This is a genomic window from Leifsonia sp. NPDC077715, assembly GCF_040686855.1.
GTDB lineage: Bacteria > Actinomycetota > Actinomycetes > Actinomycetales > Microbacteriaceae > Leifsonia.
In genome coordinates this window covers 692524-708514 of sequence record NZ_JBFBOG010000001.1, presented here as the reverse complement: position 1 = coordinate 708514, position 15991 = coordinate 692524, and the positions used below count along the sequence as shown (strand labels likewise).

Annotated in this window: 14 protein-coding genes; 11 read left to right on the top strand and 3 right to left on the bottom strand. The window is 68.9% G+C overall.

What is annotated here, in order from left to right; all coding sequences use genetic code 11:
• Window positions 1–3: 3 nt before the first annotated feature.
• Window positions 4–4518, bottom strand: coding sequence for an FtsK/SpoIIIE domain-containing protein (locus AB0P25_RS03505; protein ID WP_363805399.1), 4515 nt, complete (start codon window positions 4516–4518; stop codon window positions 4–6).
• 116 nt (window positions 4519–4634) lie between these two features.
• Here AB0P25_RS03505 and AB0P25_RS03500 point away from each other — a divergent pair, with 116 nt between their 5' ends.
• The 4 genes from AB0P25_RS03500 to AB0P25_RS03485 are packed head-to-tail and all read left to right on the top strand — an operon-like array spanning window position 4635 to window position 7529.
• Window positions 4635–4937, top strand: a complete 303-nt coding sequence (locus AB0P25_RS03500) for a hypothetical protein (protein WP_064109792.1) — start codon at window positions 4635–4637, stop codon at window positions 4935–4937.
• Window positions 4934–6286 (top strand): putative T7SS-secreted protein, encoded by a 1353-nt coding sequence (locus AB0P25_RS03495; protein ID WP_363805397.1) that lies wholly within the window; start codon window positions 4934–4936, stop codon window positions 6284–6286. The genes AB0P25_RS03500 and AB0P25_RS03495 overlap by 4 nt, the downstream gene beginning before the upstream one ends.
• A 14-nt stretch (window positions 6287–6300) precedes the next feature.
• Entirely contained in the window at window positions 6301–6921 is a 621-nt protein-coding gene (locus tag AB0P25_RS03490) for a hypothetical protein (RefSeq protein WP_363805395.1), read from the top strand.
• Window positions 6918–7529, top strand: coding sequence for a hypothetical protein (locus AB0P25_RS03485; RefSeq protein WP_363805394.1), 612 nt, complete (start codon window positions 6918–6920; stop codon window positions 7527–7529). The genes AB0P25_RS03490 and AB0P25_RS03485 overlap by 4 nt, the downstream gene beginning before the upstream one ends.
• Here AB0P25_RS03485 and AB0P25_RS03480 read toward each other — a convergent pair.
• Window positions 7486–8256, bottom strand: coding sequence for a hypothetical protein (locus AB0P25_RS03480; RefSeq protein WP_363805393.1), 771 nt, complete (start codon window positions 8254–8256; stop codon window positions 7486–7488). The genes AB0P25_RS03485 and AB0P25_RS03480 overlap by 44 nt on opposite strands.
• Window positions 8257–8411: 155 nt before the next feature.
• Between AB0P25_RS03480 and AB0P25_RS03475 the strand changes: the two genes are divergently transcribed.
• The 5 genes from AB0P25_RS03475 to tuf all read left to right on the top strand — a co-directional run bounded on the left by AB0P25_RS03475 (window position 8412) and on the right by tuf (window position 13414).
• Window positions 8412–8708: a WXG100 family type VII secretion target gene (locus AB0P25_RS03475; protein WP_018191976.1), complete on the top strand. Its 297-nt coding sequence runs from the start codon at window positions 8412–8414 to the stop codon at window positions 8706–8708.
• 354 nt (window positions 8709–9062) lie between these two features.
• Entirely contained in the window at window positions 9063–9437 is a 375-nt protein-coding gene (gene rpsL / locus AB0P25_RS03470; RefSeq protein ID WP_011186743.1) for a 30S ribosomal protein S12, read from the top strand.
• Window positions 9437–9907 (top strand): 30S ribosomal protein S7, encoded by a 471-nt coding sequence (gene rpsG / locus AB0P25_RS03465; RefSeq protein WP_363805392.1) that lies wholly within the window; start codon window positions 9437–9439, stop codon window positions 9905–9907. The genes rpsL and rpsG overlap by 1 nt, the downstream gene beginning before the upstream one ends.
• Before the next feature lie 84 nt (window positions 9908–9991).
• The gene (gene fusA, locus AB0P25_RS03460) at window positions 9992–12106 is read left to right on the top strand and encodes an elongation factor G (protein WP_064109786.1); all 2115 of its coding nucleotides are present in this window, start codon (window positions 9992–9994) and stop codon (window positions 12104–12106) included.
• A 114-nt stretch (window positions 12107–12220) separates the two neighbouring features.
• Entirely contained in the window at window positions 12221–13414 is a 1194-nt protein-coding gene (tuf, locus tag AB0P25_RS03455) for an elongation factor Tu (RefSeq protein ID WP_064109785.1), read from the top strand.
• Window positions 13415–13660: 246 nt separating this feature from the next.
• Here tuf and AB0P25_RS03450 read toward each other — a convergent pair whose 3' ends face one another.
• Entirely contained in the window at window positions 13661–14563 is a 903-nt protein-coding gene (locus tag AB0P25_RS03450; protein ID WP_363805391.1) for a hypothetical protein, read from the bottom strand.
• Between the two features lie 441 nt (window positions 14564–15004).
• Here AB0P25_RS03450 and rpsJ point away from each other — a divergent pair, with 441 nt between their 5' ends.
• Entirely contained in the window at window positions 15005–15313 is a 309-nt protein-coding gene (rpsJ, locus tag AB0P25_RS03445; protein WP_018191969.1) for a 30S ribosomal protein S10, read from the top strand.
• Window positions 15314–15327: 14 nt separating this feature from the next.
• Window positions 15328–15987, top strand: a complete 660-nt coding sequence (rplC, locus tag AB0P25_RS03440; protein ID WP_363805389.1) for a 50S ribosomal protein L3 — start codon at window positions 15328–15330, stop codon at window positions 15985–15987.
• Window positions 15988–15991: the final 4 nt, after the last annotated feature.

Genomic DNA, 15991 nt, shown 5'->3' with positions numbered 1-15991 from the left:
GGCTCAGACCCGCACACGCGCTGGAAGGGACGCGTCCACCAGTGGCACCTGCACCCGGGTGAAGCCGCCCTTCTGGATGAACACACCGCGCCCCGGAGGGAACTCCGAGCGGTTCAGGCGGGGGAGCGGCGTCTTCAGCAGCAGGTCGCCCTCGATCGAGTCGGGCTGCAGCAGCAGACCGCGACGGCCGTTCTTGACCTCGCCGAGCAGCGGCCACGACGAACCCCAGGCGCTGGTCTCCGCCTCGGCGACCAGCAGGTGGTCGCTGCGGCGGACGGCGCGGATCAGCTCGACCAGCGCGGAGTCCGCGGGCGTCTGCAGGAAGTCCCCGATCGCCTCGACGAACACCGCGATCCGGCCCTCGGTGTCCGGGTCGGCGATCGCGGCGCTGAGGTCCTTGGCCAGCTCGGCGGCGTCCGCGGGGGTGAGCGCCCGGTCGGTCCATACACCGGAGCCAGCCAGCGGCGACCGCGCGCTGCCCACGTAGTAGAGGCGCGTCTCCGCGTCGAACCGGCCCACGGCGTTCGCGATGGCCGCGAGCGCGGTGGTCCGGCCGCTCGCCGGAGGACCCGCGATGAGCAGCGTCCCCGACGGCTCGAACCCGAGGGGTCCCAGATCGACGTCGCCGACGCCGAGCACGGGCTGCCCGCCGACGCTGTCGGGCAGCGACGCGGGTGCGAGCTCCTTCGGCATCGAACCGACGACCGGCGCCGGCACGATGCCCGCGCGCTCCATCGCCTCGGCCAGCCGGCGGATCGCCTCCGACTGGTCCGCCACGGCGCGCGAGCCGCCGAGGACGGCGACCTGCGTCTCGTAGCCGTCGACGATGGCGCGGCCGGGAGGCGAGGCGGGCGACAGGATGTCGGAGGGCACGTCGAGCATCCCGTAGCCGTCGTCCGCGAGCCGCAGCACGACGCGGCGCTGCACCAGCGACCCGATCGCGGTCGGGACGGCGCCCGCGCGGTCGCCCGTCAGCGCGACGTGCATCCCGAGCCTCCGCCCGTCGGCGAGAAGGTCGCGGAACACGTCGTACCACTGCGACCGCCCGGCCGGGATCTCGAAGTCCTCGCGGAAGGCGGGGAAACCGTCCACCAGCAGCAGGATGCGCGGCTCGTCGTGGCGCCCGGTCAGCGACCGGTACTCGGTGATGTTCGACGCGTTCGCCTCGGCGAAGCGCGGGCCGCGGTCCTCCAGAGTCTCCTTCAGCATCCGGAACAGGCGGATGATCCGCTCGGGGTCGTCGCCCGCGATCACCGATCCGACATGCGGCAGCTTCTCGAGCATCCGCAGGCTGCCGGCGCCGAAGTCGAGGCCGTACACGTGCACGGGCCCGCCGCGCGGGGTGATCGCGGCGGCGGAGGCGAGGGTGCGGAGCACGGTCGACTTGCCCGCGCCGCCCGTTCCGTAGATCGCGATGTTGCCGTCGATGTCCGGCTGGAAGTAGACGGGGCGCTGCTCCTGCCGGTCAGGGATGTCGGCGACGCCGAGCAGCAGTTCCGCGTCGGTGCGCTGCCGCAGCAGCCCCAGGTCGTAGGCGGCAGCGAGCTCGTCCAGCCAGGGCCGGCGGGGAGCGGGGATGTGCGCGGCGGCCTGCGCGCGCACGATCGAGGCGACCAGGCGCTGCTGGTCGGTCGGCCCGAGATCGCGCTCCGGCTCCTCGACGGCCCGCTCCTCCTCCCAGCGCACCTCGCCGCCGAAACGCAGCTCGGCGACCTCCACGCCGGCGCGCTCCGGCTCGCGTGTGGTCCAGCCCCCCGCATACGCGGACTGGAACCGCACCAGTCGCCCCGGCCCGGTCTTCGCCATCCCGCGGCCCGGGATGCCGGGGTCGAAGTGCGCGGCATCCGCCACGCCGACGACGTCCTGGCTGTCCGACTCGTCCGCCATGCGCAGGGCGATGCGGAGGTTGGTGTTGGCGCGCAAGTTGTCCTTGATGACGCCCGCCGGGCGCTGCGTCGCCATGATCAGGTGGATGCCGAGCGAGCGTCCGCGCTGGGCGATGTCGACGACGCCGTCCACGAATTCCGGCACCTCGCCGACCAGGGCGGCGAACTCGTCGATGACCAGCACCAGCGCGGGCGGGCTGTCGGGGTCGCCGCGCTTCTCGAGCTCGAGCAGGTCCTTGGCCTTCTTGCGGTTGAGCAGGTGCTCGCGGTGGTGCAGCTCGGCGCGCAGGCTGGTGAGCGCCCGGCGGACGAGGTGCGGGCTGAGGTCGGTGACCAGGCCGACGCAGTGCGGGAGGCTGACGCAGTCCGCGAACGCCGACCCGCCCTTGTAGTCGACGAAGAGGAAGGTGACCCGGTCCGGGCTGTACTCGGCGGCCATCCCGAGCACCCACGCCTGCAGGAATTCGCTCTTGCCAGCGCCGGTGGTTCCGCCGACGAGCGCGTGCGGACCCTGCGTGCGCAGGTCGAGGTGCATGGCGTCCACGCCGGCGGAGCCGATCGTCGCGCGCAGGGTGCCGGGACGCCGGCGGGCCGGACGGGCGGCCGACGACCGGTCGTGGATGGACGCGTTCTGCCGCCAGCGGTCGACCACCGCGCTCGACGACTCGGCCAGCTCGTGCCCCAGCAGTGTGACGAGCGAGATGGACCGCGGAAGATCGCTCGCGTCAGCGACGAGCGCGCCGGCGTCGATGACCGGCGCCATCCGCTTGGCGTAGTCGAGCGCGGTCGCAGCACTGACCGGCTCGGTCACGACGTCCTCGACCGTCTCGCCGAGGCGGACGAAGCCGGCGCGGGCACGGTGCGGCTGGTCCGTGTGCTGCAGGAAGGTGCGGCAGACGGCGGGCAGAGCGGCCACGTCCTCCGACACCCAGATCGGGAAGACGCCGGCGTCGGCGGCCGCCTCGGCCAGCTGCACCAGCCGGGCGCGGTCGACCGCTACGTCGTCGGAGATGACGACCACCACGGCGGGGACCGGCGACGGTGTGCCGTCGGTGGTCTGCGACCGGCCGACCTCCGCACCGCGCTCCAGGGCGGCACGCTCCTGCTCCATCGCACCGCGGCGCTGCACGCCGTTGCGCGCGGCCGCCAGCCGCTCCTCGATCAGGCCTTCGAGCGCGCTGAGCACACCCGCGGCGCTGGATGCGCTGTCCGCGAGGTGGCCACCGGGCAGCGGGCTGTGCGGGGAGGACGTGTGCGGCATCCATTTGAGCCACGAGAGCTCGCGCGACCAGCGCGGCGACACCAGGGCGGCGACGGCCAGCTCGGCGGGGGAGTGCAGCGCGGTGAGCTGCACCAGCACGGAGTTGACCGAGCCGGCGGTGAGTTCGGCGGGGCCGGCGATGCCGAGCGCGCCGGACTCGTAGAGGTTGTCGAGCACGGGGACGTCGTCCACGCGCTCGTGGGCGGAGACCACCGCGTCCAAACGCTCCTGGAACTCCACGATCAGCTCCGCGCGGTCGACCGCCTGCACGGTGTTGCGGGAGCGCATGGAGCCGCGGCCCAGCTGCAGGTTGAGGAACGACCAGTGCTCGGGCCGCCGCGTCCACAGCATCGGGCCGCGCTGGACCGCCTCCGACAGCGCGTCGGCGGTCGTCGGCGTCTCGGCCTGCCGGACCCGCACCTCGGTGACGCGCTCCTGCTCCAGCTTGCTGGACAGCGCCTCCAGCCGCTGCTCGAACACGGCGATCTGCTTCTTCAGCTTGCGTTTGCCGCGTGTGCGATTGCTGATGTAGTTGCCGACCAGCATGACCGGCGACAGCAGCACGAACAGCAGCGACGTCGGATTCTTCGTCAGGAGGAACATCGCGCCGCCGAGCAGCAGCGGCGTGATCATCGCGAGCAGGGGGAAGGGCGGGTCGTCCTTCTCGCCGGGCACCTCCGGCGCCTGGAAGACCTGGCCTGCATAGCGCCGCTCGACGCGCGGTGAGCGGTTGAAGAAGATCGGGCCGGCGGTCGGTGTCGCGGCGGGGAGCTCGGATGCCGCGCGAACCTCCAGCTCGACCTCGGTGTCGCCCAGCAGCAGCGTCTCGGTGCGACGCACCGTGAACCGCGTCACGAGCCCGCCATCGACGACGACGCCGTTCGCCGAGCCCAGGTCCACGACCTCGACGCCGTCGCCCGCCTCGAACCGGACGTGGCGCTTCGAGACGAGCGGGTCCTCCAGCACGATGTCGCACGACTCGTCGCGGCCGAGGACCGTGGTCCCCGCCCGCAGCGGAAAGGTCGCGCCCTCCTGCGGCCCGTTCAGGATGCGCAGCGTCGCGACCACCGGCACGTCGCCGAGCTCCGGCGCCGTGTAGTGCAGCCCGGCGTCCGCCAGCGCGACCGTCGCGCCGCTCCCGATCCACGCCTCCCCGACCGGCGCGTCGGGCGGCAGGATCAGCGGGTCGGCCTGTCCCGGCAGCTGCGCGCGGAGGGTCAACGCGCCGGGCGCGGCGACCGGGCCGGTGCGGCGCGGGTCGATGCGCGCGATCGTGGCCGCCACCTCGGAGATGCTGGCCGCGGCGTCCGCGGTGACGACGATGTCATCGCTGCTGCCGGTCGGGCGGGCGAGAGTCAGTTTCAGTCGCACTTCTGCACCATACCCAGTACCTCCGATGCAGAGGGATGGGGACCGCTCCCCATAGGCTTTCCACTGGGCCACCGGTACGTTGGCTTGCGGCAGGATCGAACGACAGGGGAGGAACCGTGGCCGATCTCGTACTCAAGCTCGACGAACTGGTGCAGCTGCGCGACGACCTCGACGCCGTCGTGCGCGAGTTCCAGAACGCCGACGACTTCAGCGACGGGGTCGCCGACGCGACCGGGCACGACGACCTCCACGACCACGTCCGCGACTTCGCGCACAAGTGGAACGAGAAGCGCAAGGAGATGACCGAGAACGTGAAGAACGTGCAGCAGGTCATCGCCGCGGTCGCCGACAACTTCGTGAAGGTGGACGGCGATCTCGCCAAGGCCGTCGAAGCCGACAAGAGCGGAGCGCACAAGTGAGCGACACGGAGTTCCAGCCCCTCACCGGCGACCCCGGTGTGCTCGAGGCCAAAGCCCGGCACTACCAGTCCATCGGCGAGGCCATCCAGCGCTCCGTCAAGGAGCTGAAGAAGATCCACGACCTGGACGGCTACACCTCGCAGGCCGTCTCCAAACTGCAGGAGATGTCGCGCGACACCGCCGACGACATCGACAAGGCCAAGGACCGCTACGCGAAGACCGCCGCCGCCCTCCTCACCTACGCGGGCGAGCTGCGCGGCGCGCAGGATGACGCCGAGAAGGCGATCACGCTCATCAACGAGAAGCAGGGGGATGCCGACGCCGCGCACAAGGCCGCCACGACCGCGCACACCACGCAGCAGAGCGCGAAGCCGGAGGACGCGGCCGACGCGGGCAAGGCCGCCGACAAGGCCGACGACGCCGCGCGTGCCGCCAACGCGGCCCTCCAGGCGGCGCATCAGGCCTGGTACGACGCCCGCGACCGCAAGAACCGCGCCGCCGAGAAGGCCGTCAGCGCGATCGTCGACGTGGTCGACCACCACAACAACGGCCTCAAGAACCCGGGCTTCTGGGACAAGGTGATGGATGTGATCGAGACGATCGGCGACATCGCCGGCGTTCTCGCCATCTTCCTGTCCTGGGTGCCCATCCTCGGTCAGGTGCTCGCGGTCATCGCGCTCGCCGCGGCGATCATCAAGCTGGTGGACGCGGTGGTCAAGTTCGCGAACGGCGAGGGGACCTTCCTCGACATCCTCGGCGCCGCCGTCACCGTCGTGCTCAGCATCTTCGGCGGCCGCATCTTCTCCTTCCTCGGCAAGGCCGCCCGCATCAAGGGTCTCGCCCGCATCCCGAAGACCGTCGCCGGCGTGCACACCAGCCCCAACGCGATGCTGAAGGCGCAGATGGGCAAGCGGTTGATGAAGTCGGCCACCAAGAAGCTGTTCCAGAACCCGGGCAAGGACCTGAACGTCTGGAAGGCCGCAGGGGAGTCTGCGGCGGCGCAGCGGGAGGCCTACAAGGCGCTCGTGACCAACGGAGCGGACAAGGCCAAGGCGCTGCGGACCCTCACCGGCCTCGACCAGAACGTGGTGCGCGCCGTGACGCACGACGTGAAGGCGGGCGAGTTCAGCATCCTCACCGCCACGGCGGCGTACCGCCAGGGCAGCGCGCTCTACAACAAGGGGGCAGAGCTGATCAACGTGCCGGGTAAGGTCGACACCATCGTCAACAAGCTCGACGGCGGACGCAATCACACCGACTTGCCGCAGCTGCCGAGCGTCGACCTGCAGAAGTTCGCGCTCAAGCAGGCCGACACGTATCTTCCGACGTACAAGAGCCACAACGGCTGAGGGGTGGACCGCGGATGACGCTGCGCTCGAAGGACATCGTCGACTTCTCGTTCGAAGCCCCCGACGACTGGCACGACGTCGAGCTGCTGAGCGACCCGGGAAGCGACGACTGGGCGGAGCGCCTGGTCGGCTCGATCCCCGCGGGGGACGCGGCGGGTGAGCTGATCGAGCGGCTTCAGGCGCTGCAGCGGGTGCTGCACGAGGAGGACCCGACCGGCGCCACGCGCGCCCGGGTGTACATCCCGGTGCCGGAGGCCGGCGTCCTGAACGCCTTCCAGACCTTCGAGCTGCTGCAGCTCGAGACGGACGACTCGCCCGAGAGCTACCTGGCCGCGGTCGAGGCCGAGAGCGAGCAGACCGAGCCGGGATACCGCATCCTCGGTTTCCGGTCGTGGCGCACGGCGCACGCGACCGGCGAGCTGGTCGGCTTCACGCATCTGACGGCGCTCGCCGACGAGGATGCGGGGGATGCGCTCCTCGAGCAGCGCGTGGTGTTCGCGATCTTCCCGGTCGGTTCGGCGCAGGCGTTCCAGATGGTGTTCCGCTCGGCCTTCGTCGGCGGGTTCTCCGACATGGTGGAGGAGACGCAGGAGATCGCCGACTCGCTGCGCATCACCCTCGGGGAGTTCGCGTGAGCGACGCGCGCCTGACGGACCTCGGCGACGAGCTGACCATCGTCTTCCCCGGAACCTGGGTGATGATCCCGCTGCACGACGAGGAGGCCGCTGCGCGTCGCATCCAGCGCCTGGTCGCCCAGCGCGTCGGCCGCGCCGACCGGCTCGCGCGCGTGCGCCGCACCGCCAAGACCGAGCTGGAGCGGCTGGTCGCCCTGGCGAACGACAGCAGTGCGTTCGCGCTGGCCCTCTCGCTCGAGATCCTGCCGGGGGTTCCGTTCCCCGCATCGCTCGTACTGTCGCGCGAGGAGTGGCCGACGCGTCCGGACGCGCTCGACGAGCCGGGTGTCCGCCTCGGCCGATGCTTCCCCGGCGACCAGGCGCTGGAGCTCTCGATCGGCCCGGTGCGCCGGCGCTCGGCGGTCAGGCAGACCACGTACGAGGAGGAGTCCGCCCCGGAGCTCGTGGCCGACTACCGCTTCGCGGCCCCGGGCGGCGACCGCCTCATCCACGCCCGCATCAACGCCCCGATGGCGACAGCGCCCGACCTCTACCTGGAGCTGTTCGACGCGATGATCGACTCGATCAGCTTCCGGTCGCCGGTCGCGGCGACGGCCGACGGCCGCTGACCCGACCGCGGTACGCCCGCACCACGAGCACGACCGTCGCGACCACGAGAGCGGCCGTCACGGCGATCCACACCACCGCGCCCACCGTCCCGACCGGCCAGAACAGCCAGCCCGCGACGACGAAGGACGCCAGGCCGTAGGGGATGCCCGCCCACAGCACGCCGCGGCCGGGCCGCCAGCCGAGCATCATCAGCTCGGCCCAGAACCGCGTACACGGCGTCAGCCGCACCGGCAGCAGGGAGAGGGCGGTCGGCCCGAGGGTCGGCGGCCCGATCACCTCGCGCGACCATCCGGTGCTGGACAGCCGTTCGCCCGCGTACGCCGGCCGCAGGCTGCGCACGACGTACGTCCACGCGAGCACCGCGAGCGGGACGGACGCGAGCGGGAGGGCCACGAAGGCGTAGCCGAGCAGCGGCACGAGCACCACGACCGCGAACACCAGGAAGAGCGCCGTGACCACGGCGTCCCCGCCCGTCACGAACTCCCGCGAGCTGAAGTCCGGGTTGGTGCTCCAGAGCCCGAACGGGAGCGCCGCGGGGAGGAGCAGGGTGACGATCCCGAGCGCCGTCCAGACCAGCGCGACGATCAGGTATCCGATCGGCCGCAGCGCCCGGGAGACCGGTGACGGCGGGGTCGCCGCGCGATCGGCGCCCGAGCGCTTCGACCGCCGCGCCGACTTCGCCGCGGCGGAGTTCGGGTTCGGCCTCATCGTGCTGTAGGACGGCATGGCTGCCAGGCTATCCCGCTGGGCCTGCGGCCACGAGCCGCGACCATGGGGAGTGCTCCCCATTCCATCGCGACCGGCCGCCTGGTTAGGTGGACGTAGCTGGTCGGCCCCGGGGGTACGGCCTCTTTTCGAACAACGAAGGGATAAGGACCGTCATGGCCAACATGAACGTCACGTACGGCGAGATGACCGATGCCGCCAACCGCCTCATCGCGGGCAAGGACGACATCACCGCGAAGCTCCACGAACTCCAGAACCTCGTGAACGGCCTCGTGAACGGCGGCTTCGTCACCGACCAGGCGTCGGGCGCCTTCCACACCTCGTACGAGCAGTTCACCAAGGGCACCACCGAGGCGGTCAACGGCCTCGACGGGATGTCGCAGTTCCTCACCAAGGCCGCTGACGCGCTGCAGAACGTCGACAGCGAGCTGGCCAAGGGCATCGGCGGCTGAGCCGATCCGGCACCGCCTGGGAAGGGGCGGCCGTCCTGGTGGACGGCCGCCCCTTTTCGCCGTCCGCGGACAGGGCCTCTAGCACCCCGCGCTCATTTGACCGGGAGAGACCCGCCGGATAGTATTTATCGGGTGTGCGCTCTGCTGCGCGCTTGCTCCATGCCCACTTTCGGGTGCGGGACGAGCGGGCCGGCACGTACTCATCCCCACGGCATATCGACCCGGGGCCGATTGGTCACAACCCATTGGTCGGGGCCGATACTCCCACCGTCTGAAACGACCCGCGATGCGGGCGGTTCGGGGTGCGGGAAAAGCAACAACTGTCACCGTGCAGTCCAAATAAGGAGAAGTTCAGTGCCAACCATTCAGCAGTTGGTCCGCAAGGGACGGACGCCGAAGGTCACCAAGACCAAGGCTCCCGCCCTGAAGGCCAACCCCCAGCAGCGCGGCGTGTGCACCCGTGTCTACACCACCACCCCCAAGAAGCCGAACTCCGCGCTCCGCAAGGTCGCCCGTGTGAAGCTCTCGAACGGGACCGAGGTCACCGCTTACATCCCCGGTGAGGGCCACAACCTGCAGGAGCACTCGATGGTGCTCGTCCGCGGCGGTCGTGTGAAGGACCTGCCCGGCGTCCGCTACAAGATCGTCCGTGGCGCGCTCGACACCCAGGCCGTCAAGAACCGCAAGCAGGCTCGCAGCCGTTACGGCGCGAAGATGGAGAAGAAGTAATGCCTCGCAAGGGTCCCGCTCCTAAGCGTCCCGTCGTCGCCGACCCGGTGTACGGCTCGCCGGTCGTCAGCCAGCTCGTCAACAAGATCCTCCTCGACGGCAAGAAGGGCCTCGCCGAGCGCATCGTCTACGACGCGCTCGAGGGTGTCTCCTCCAAGTCCGGCCAGGACGCGGTCACCACGCTGAAGAAGGCTCTCGACAACATCCGTCCGACCCTCGAGGTCCGCAGCCGCCGCGTCGGCGGCTCGACCTACCAGGTCCCGGTCGAGGTCAAGCCGCACCGCGCCAACACGCTGGCGCTCCGCTGGCTCACCAGCTACGCCAAGGGTCGTCGTGAGAAGACGATGACCGAGCGTCTCACCAACGAGATCCTCGACGCTTCGAACGGCCTCGGCGCCGCGGTGAAGCGCCGCGAGGACACGCACAAGATGGCCGAGTCGAACAAGGCCTTCGCGCACTACCGCTGGTAATAAATCTGGCCGTCCGGGCGTTGTAACCATCAGTGCCGCGCCCGGACGGCACACCTTCCACTCTCTACTTTTCGGAGGAACCCTGTGGCACAGGACGTGCTCACCGACCTGAAGAAGGTCCGCAACATCGGCATCATGGCGCACATCGATGCCGGCAAGACCACCACGACCGAGCGCATCCTGTTCTACACGGGCGTCAACCACAAGATCGGCGAGACCCACGACGGCGCCTCGACCACCGACTGGATGGAGCAGGAGAAGGAGCGCGGCATCACCATCACGTCCGCGGCCGTGACCTGCTTCTGGAACAAGAACCAGATCAACATCATCGACACGCCGGGTCACGTCGACTTCACCGTCGAGGTGGAGCGCTCGCTCCGCGTGCTCGACGGCGCGGTCGCCGTCTTCGACGCGAAGGAGGGCGTGGAGCCCCAGTCGGAGACCGTGTGGCGCCAGGCCGACAAGTACAACGTCCCGCGCATCTGCTTCGTCAACAAGATGGACAAGCTGGGCGCCGACTTCTACTTCACGGTCGACACCATCGTCTCCCGCCTCGGCGCCAAGCCGCTGGTGATGCAGCTCCCGATCGGCTCCGAGTCCGACTTCATCGGCGTCGTGGACCTGATCGAGATGCGCGCGCTGGTCTGGCCGGGCGACGCCAAGGGTGATGTCACCATGGGCGCCAAGTACGAGGTCCAGGAGATCCCCGCCGACCTGCAGGCCAAGGCCGAGGAGTACCGCGCGAAGCTGATCGAGACCGTCGCCGAGACCGACGACGTGCTGCTCGAGAAGTTCTTCGGCGGCGAGGAGATCACCGTTCCGGAGATCAAGGCGGCCATCCGCAAGCTCACCGTGAACAACGAGATCTACCCGGTCCTCTGTGGTTCCGCCTTCAAGAACCGCGGTGTGCAGCCGATGCTCGACGCCGTGATCGACTACCTCCCGTCCCCGCTGGACGTGCCCGCCATCGAGGCGCACAACCCGCGTGACGAGGAGCAGGTCATCATGCGTCACGCCGACGCCACCGAGCCGTTCTCGGCGCTGGCCTTCAAGGTCGCCGTGCACCCGTTCTTCGGTCGCCTCACCTACGTGCGCGTCTACTCGGGTCGCATCGACTCCGGCGCCCAGGTGGTCAACTCGACCAAGGGCAAGAAGGAGCGCATCGGCAAGATCTTCCAGATGCACGCCAACAAGGAGAACCCGGTCGACTTCGTCACCGCCGGCAACATCTACGCGGTGATCGGCCTCAAGGACACCACCACCGGTGACACCCTGAGCGACCCGGACAACCAGGTCGTGCTCGAGTCGATGACCTTCCCGGAGCCCGTGATCGAGGTGGCCATCGAGCCGAAGACCAAGGCCGACCAGGAGAAGCTGGGCACCGCGATCCAGAAGCTGGCCGAAGAGGACCCGACGTTCCGCACCGAGCAGAACCAGGAGACCGGCCAGACCGTCATCAAGGGCATGGGCGAGCTCCACCTCGACATCCTCGTGGACCGCATGAAGCGCGAGTTCAACGTCGAGGCGAACGTCGGCAAGCCCCAGGTGGCCTACCGCGAGACCATCCGCCGCACGGTGGAGAAGTACGACTACACCCACAAGAAGCAGACCGGTGGTTCCGGTCAGTTCGCGAAGGTGCAGATCAGCCTGGAGCCCATGGAGGTCACCCCGGAGACCTCGTACGAGTTCGTGAACGCCGTCACCGGTGGTCGCGTGCCGCGCGAGTACATCCCCTCGGTGGACGCCGGTATCCAGGACGCGATGCAGGTCGGCGTGCTCGCCGGCTTCCCGACGGTGGGCGTCAAGGCGACGCTCGTCGACGGTGCGTCGCACGACGTCGACTCCTCGGAGATGGCGTTCAAGATCGCCGGCTCGATGGCCTACAAGGAGGCCGCTCGGAAGGCGAACCCGGTGCTCCTCGAGCCGCTGATGGCGGTCGAGGTGCGCACGCCGGAGGAGTACATGGGCGACGTCATCGGCGACCTGAACTCGCGTCGTGGGCAGATCCAGTCCATGGAGGACGCGAGCGGCGTCAAGGTCGTTCGCGCGAACGTCCCGCTGTCCGAGATGTTCGGCTACATCGGCGACCTGCGGTCGAAGACCTCGGGCCGCGCGGTGTACTCGATGCAGTTCGACAGCTACGCGGAGGTCCCGAAGGCGGTTGCCGACGAGATCGTCCAGAAGAGCAAGGGCGAGTGACCTCGGTCGCTGCTTCCAGGCAACATCCCGTAACATAAGAAACCAATCCCGCAGATCCACCGGTCGAAATCCGTCGACCGGAGGATCTGCACGAGAGTCCTGAGGAGGACCACAGTGGCTAAGGCCAAGTTCGAGCGGACTAAGCCGCACGTGAACATCGGAACCATCGGTCACGTCGACCACGGCAAGACGACGCTCACCGCGGCGATCTCCAAGGTGCTTGCTGACAAGTACCCGTCGGCGACCAACGTGCAGCGCGACTTCGCGTCGATCGACTCGGCTCCGGAAGAGCGTCAGCGTGGTATCACGATCAACATCTCGCACGTCGAGTACGAGACCCCGAAGCGCCACTACGCGCACGTCGACGCCCCGGGTCACGCCGACTACATCAAGAACATGATCACCGGTGCGGCTCAGATGGACGGCGCGATCCTCGTGGTCGCCGCCACCGACGGCCCGATGGCTCAGACCCGTGAGCACGTTCTGCTCGCCAAGCAGGTCGGCGTTCCGTACCTGCTCGTCGCGCTGAACAAGTCCGACATGGTCGACGACGAGGAGATCCTGGAGCTCGTCGAGCTCGAGGTCCGCGAGCTGCTCTCCAGCCAGGACTTCGACGGCGACAACGCGCCGGTCGTCCGCGTCTCGGGCCTGAAGGCTCTCGAGGGCGACGAGAAGTGGACCCAGAGCATCCTCGACCTCATGGAGGCCGTGGACGACTCCATCCCGGACCCGGTGCGCGACAAGGACAAGCCGTTCCTGATGCCGATCGAGGACGTCTTCACGATCACCGGTCGTGGCACCGTCGTCACCGGTCGCGCCGAGCGCGGCACCCTCGCCATCAACTCTGAGGTCGAGATCGTCGGCATCCGCCCGACGCAGAAGACCACGGTCACCGGTATCGAGATGTTCCACAAGCAGCTCGACGAGGCGTGGGCCGGCGAGAACTGTGGTCTGCTCCTCCGCGGCACCAAGCGCGAGGACGTGGAGCGCGGCCAGGTCGTCGCGAAGCCGGGTTCTGTGACCCCTCACACCAACTTCGAGGGCACCGCCTACATCCTGTCCAAGGACGAGGGTGGCCGTCACAACCCCTTCTACACGAACTACCGTCCGCAGTTCTACTTCCGTACCACCGACGTCACCGGCGTCATCTCGCTGCCCGAGGGCACCGAGATGGTCATGCCGGGTGACACCACCGACATGTCGGTCGAGCTCATCCAGCCGATCGCCATGGAGGAGGGCCTCGGCTTCGCCATCCGTGAGGGTGGCCGCACCGTGGGCGCCGGTACCGTCACGAAGATCAACAAGTAAGTCGTTCGCGACCTCCTTGTGAGAGGGTCGGGCCTTCGGGCCCGGCCCTCTTCTTCTTTTCCTGGCAGTCTCGCCGCAGGGGTTTACCTCTCGGCATCCAAGTCGCAGAATTGACGCACCGTTTCAACCGGACGGTTCCCGTCGACGAGAGGAGCGCCTATGGATACCGAAGGCCTCGCAAACCAGCCCACACCGCTGACAGGATCTCGTACGGATAGTTCGGGAACCGCCTAGCGGTCGTGAACATCAGCTGAGTGGCGGCGCGAGGCGCCACTCGAGCGGGGTCGGCAGAGCCGGCCCCGCTCCTTCTTTCTCCGGGGCGAGAGGCATGCCCGCACCCAGCACGAGGGCGCGCATCCGGTCGGGCCGCGTGGCCGTGGCCCACCCCCAGCGGATGACGCGCCAGCCCATCGCCTCGATCAGTCGCTGTCGCTCCCGTTGTGCGGCCAGAACGTCGCCGGCGGTGCGGCCGCCCGCGGTCGCCGGGTGCAGGTACTTCACCGTCCCATCCGCCTCGCCGACCACGCCGAGCTCGGGCCAGACGAAGTCGAGCCGCGCGCGGAACCCGAGGAGATCGCGCACCTCCTGCTGCAGTAGCGGACGCGGAGCGCCCACCAGCGCGAGCGAGACCCGGCTGACCGATTCGAGGGGCGACTCCGCCCGGCCGTCCGCGAATGCGAGCGCATCGCGGGCACGCCGCCGCTGCTCGGGATCTCGGATACGCTCCGCCGCGGAGAGCAGGTCCGGCCTCTGAGCCAACGGTTCTCGTTCACCGAACGCACCGCGGGTCAGCGCGGCGTCCGCGGCGACCACGCCGTCCATCAAGGACGCTCGTCCGGCGAGCTCGGCCACTGTCCGCGCCACAGACGTGACGAGCAATCCCCGGTTCTCCACGACCTCGTGCTCGGTGTCGCCCCGAGCGAGATGGTCGATCGCCGTCGGCATCCGCCCCAGCAGCGGCAGCCCGTGGATCAGCGCCGCGGACCGACGGCTGAACACCGGTCGCACCGGCCTGACCGCCGCGAAGGTGCGTAGCCGCGCCAGCTCGTCGTCGCGGGATCGCCGCCGTTCGATCTGGCGGATGTTGGCCAGGCGGCCCGGTTCGACGGCGCGGAGGTGGAGGTGGCTGAGTGCTGCATTGGCTGTCATGCATCCCAGCCTCGGCGCCGCACACGCGCCGCACAGCGTCGAGTGTGAAACTGTGGAGAACCGGCCCCTCCACAGCGGTGGGGGTGCGCGACACGCCCGGGTTGCAGCATCGGCCGCGATCTGGCAAACTTGTCTAGTTCAACATTTCGGAACGTGTGCGCAGGTGCGCGCTCGGACCGGATCACTGCCAGGCAGTGCATAGCCCGTTGCACCGTGTTTTCCGCGGTTTTGGCATCATGAGGTTAGGCCGCAGGCAGCAGGACACGCTCAATTCGAACACCCAAAGAGGCCAGGGGCTAAGTCTGTGCCAAAAACGGGTGGCGAAAAGAGTTGACAGAAGAATAGTGGCGTTCCCCACGCGTACGTCGCACCGCGTCCAATGCGAAGAACGACTCGAGAGAGCCGTCTCGTACGACGCCATAACAAGAGAGAGAGTCAGACATGGCGGGACAGAAGATCCGCATCCGGCTTAAGTCGTATGACCACGAGGTCATCGACACCTCGGCGCGCAAGATCGTCGACACGGTGACCCGTGCCGGCGCGACCGTCGTCGGCCCGGTGCCGCTTCCCACCGAGAAGAACGTGGTCGTCGTGATCCGTTCGCCCCACAAGTACAAGGACAGCCGCGAGCACTTCGAGATGCGCACGCACAAGCGGCTGATCGACATCATCGACCCGACCCCGAAGGCCGTCGACTCGCTCATGCGTCTCGACCTGCCGGCGGACGTCAACATCGAGATCAAGCTCTAAGGGGGAGTGCCACCATGTCCAACATCGAGACCAAGACCTCCAAGGGCCTCCTCGGCAAGAAGCTCGGCATGACCCAGGTCTGGGACGAGAACAACAAGCTCATCCCCGTGACCGTCATCGAGATCACGCCGAACGTCGTGACCCAGGTCCGCACCCCCGAGGCCGACGGCTACAACGCCGTCCAGATCGCCTACGGCCAGATCGACCCGCGCAAGGTCAACAAGCCGGCCGCCGGTCACTTCGACAAGGCGGGCGTCACGCCGCGCCGTCACCTGACCGAGGTCCGCACCGCGGACGCCGCCGAGTACGCGGCCGGCCAGGAGCTCACCGTCGACGGGACCTTCGAGGTCGGCCAGCTGGTCGACGTCGTCGGCACCTCGAAGGGCAAGGGTTTCGCCGGTGTGATGAAGCGCCACAACTTCCAGGGCGTCTCCGCTTCGCACGGTGCGCACCGCAACCACCGCAAGCCGGGTTCCATCGGCGCCTCCTCGACCCCGAGCCGTGTCTTCAAGGGCATGCGCATGGCCGGTCGCATGGGTGGCGAGCGCGTCACCGTCCTGAACCTCAAGGTGCAGGGCATCGACGCCGAGAAGGGCCTGCTGCTGGTCAAGGGCGCCGTTCCCGGCGCTCGTGGCCGCATCGTTTTCGTCCGCAACGCAGTGAAGGGGGCCTAAGGTA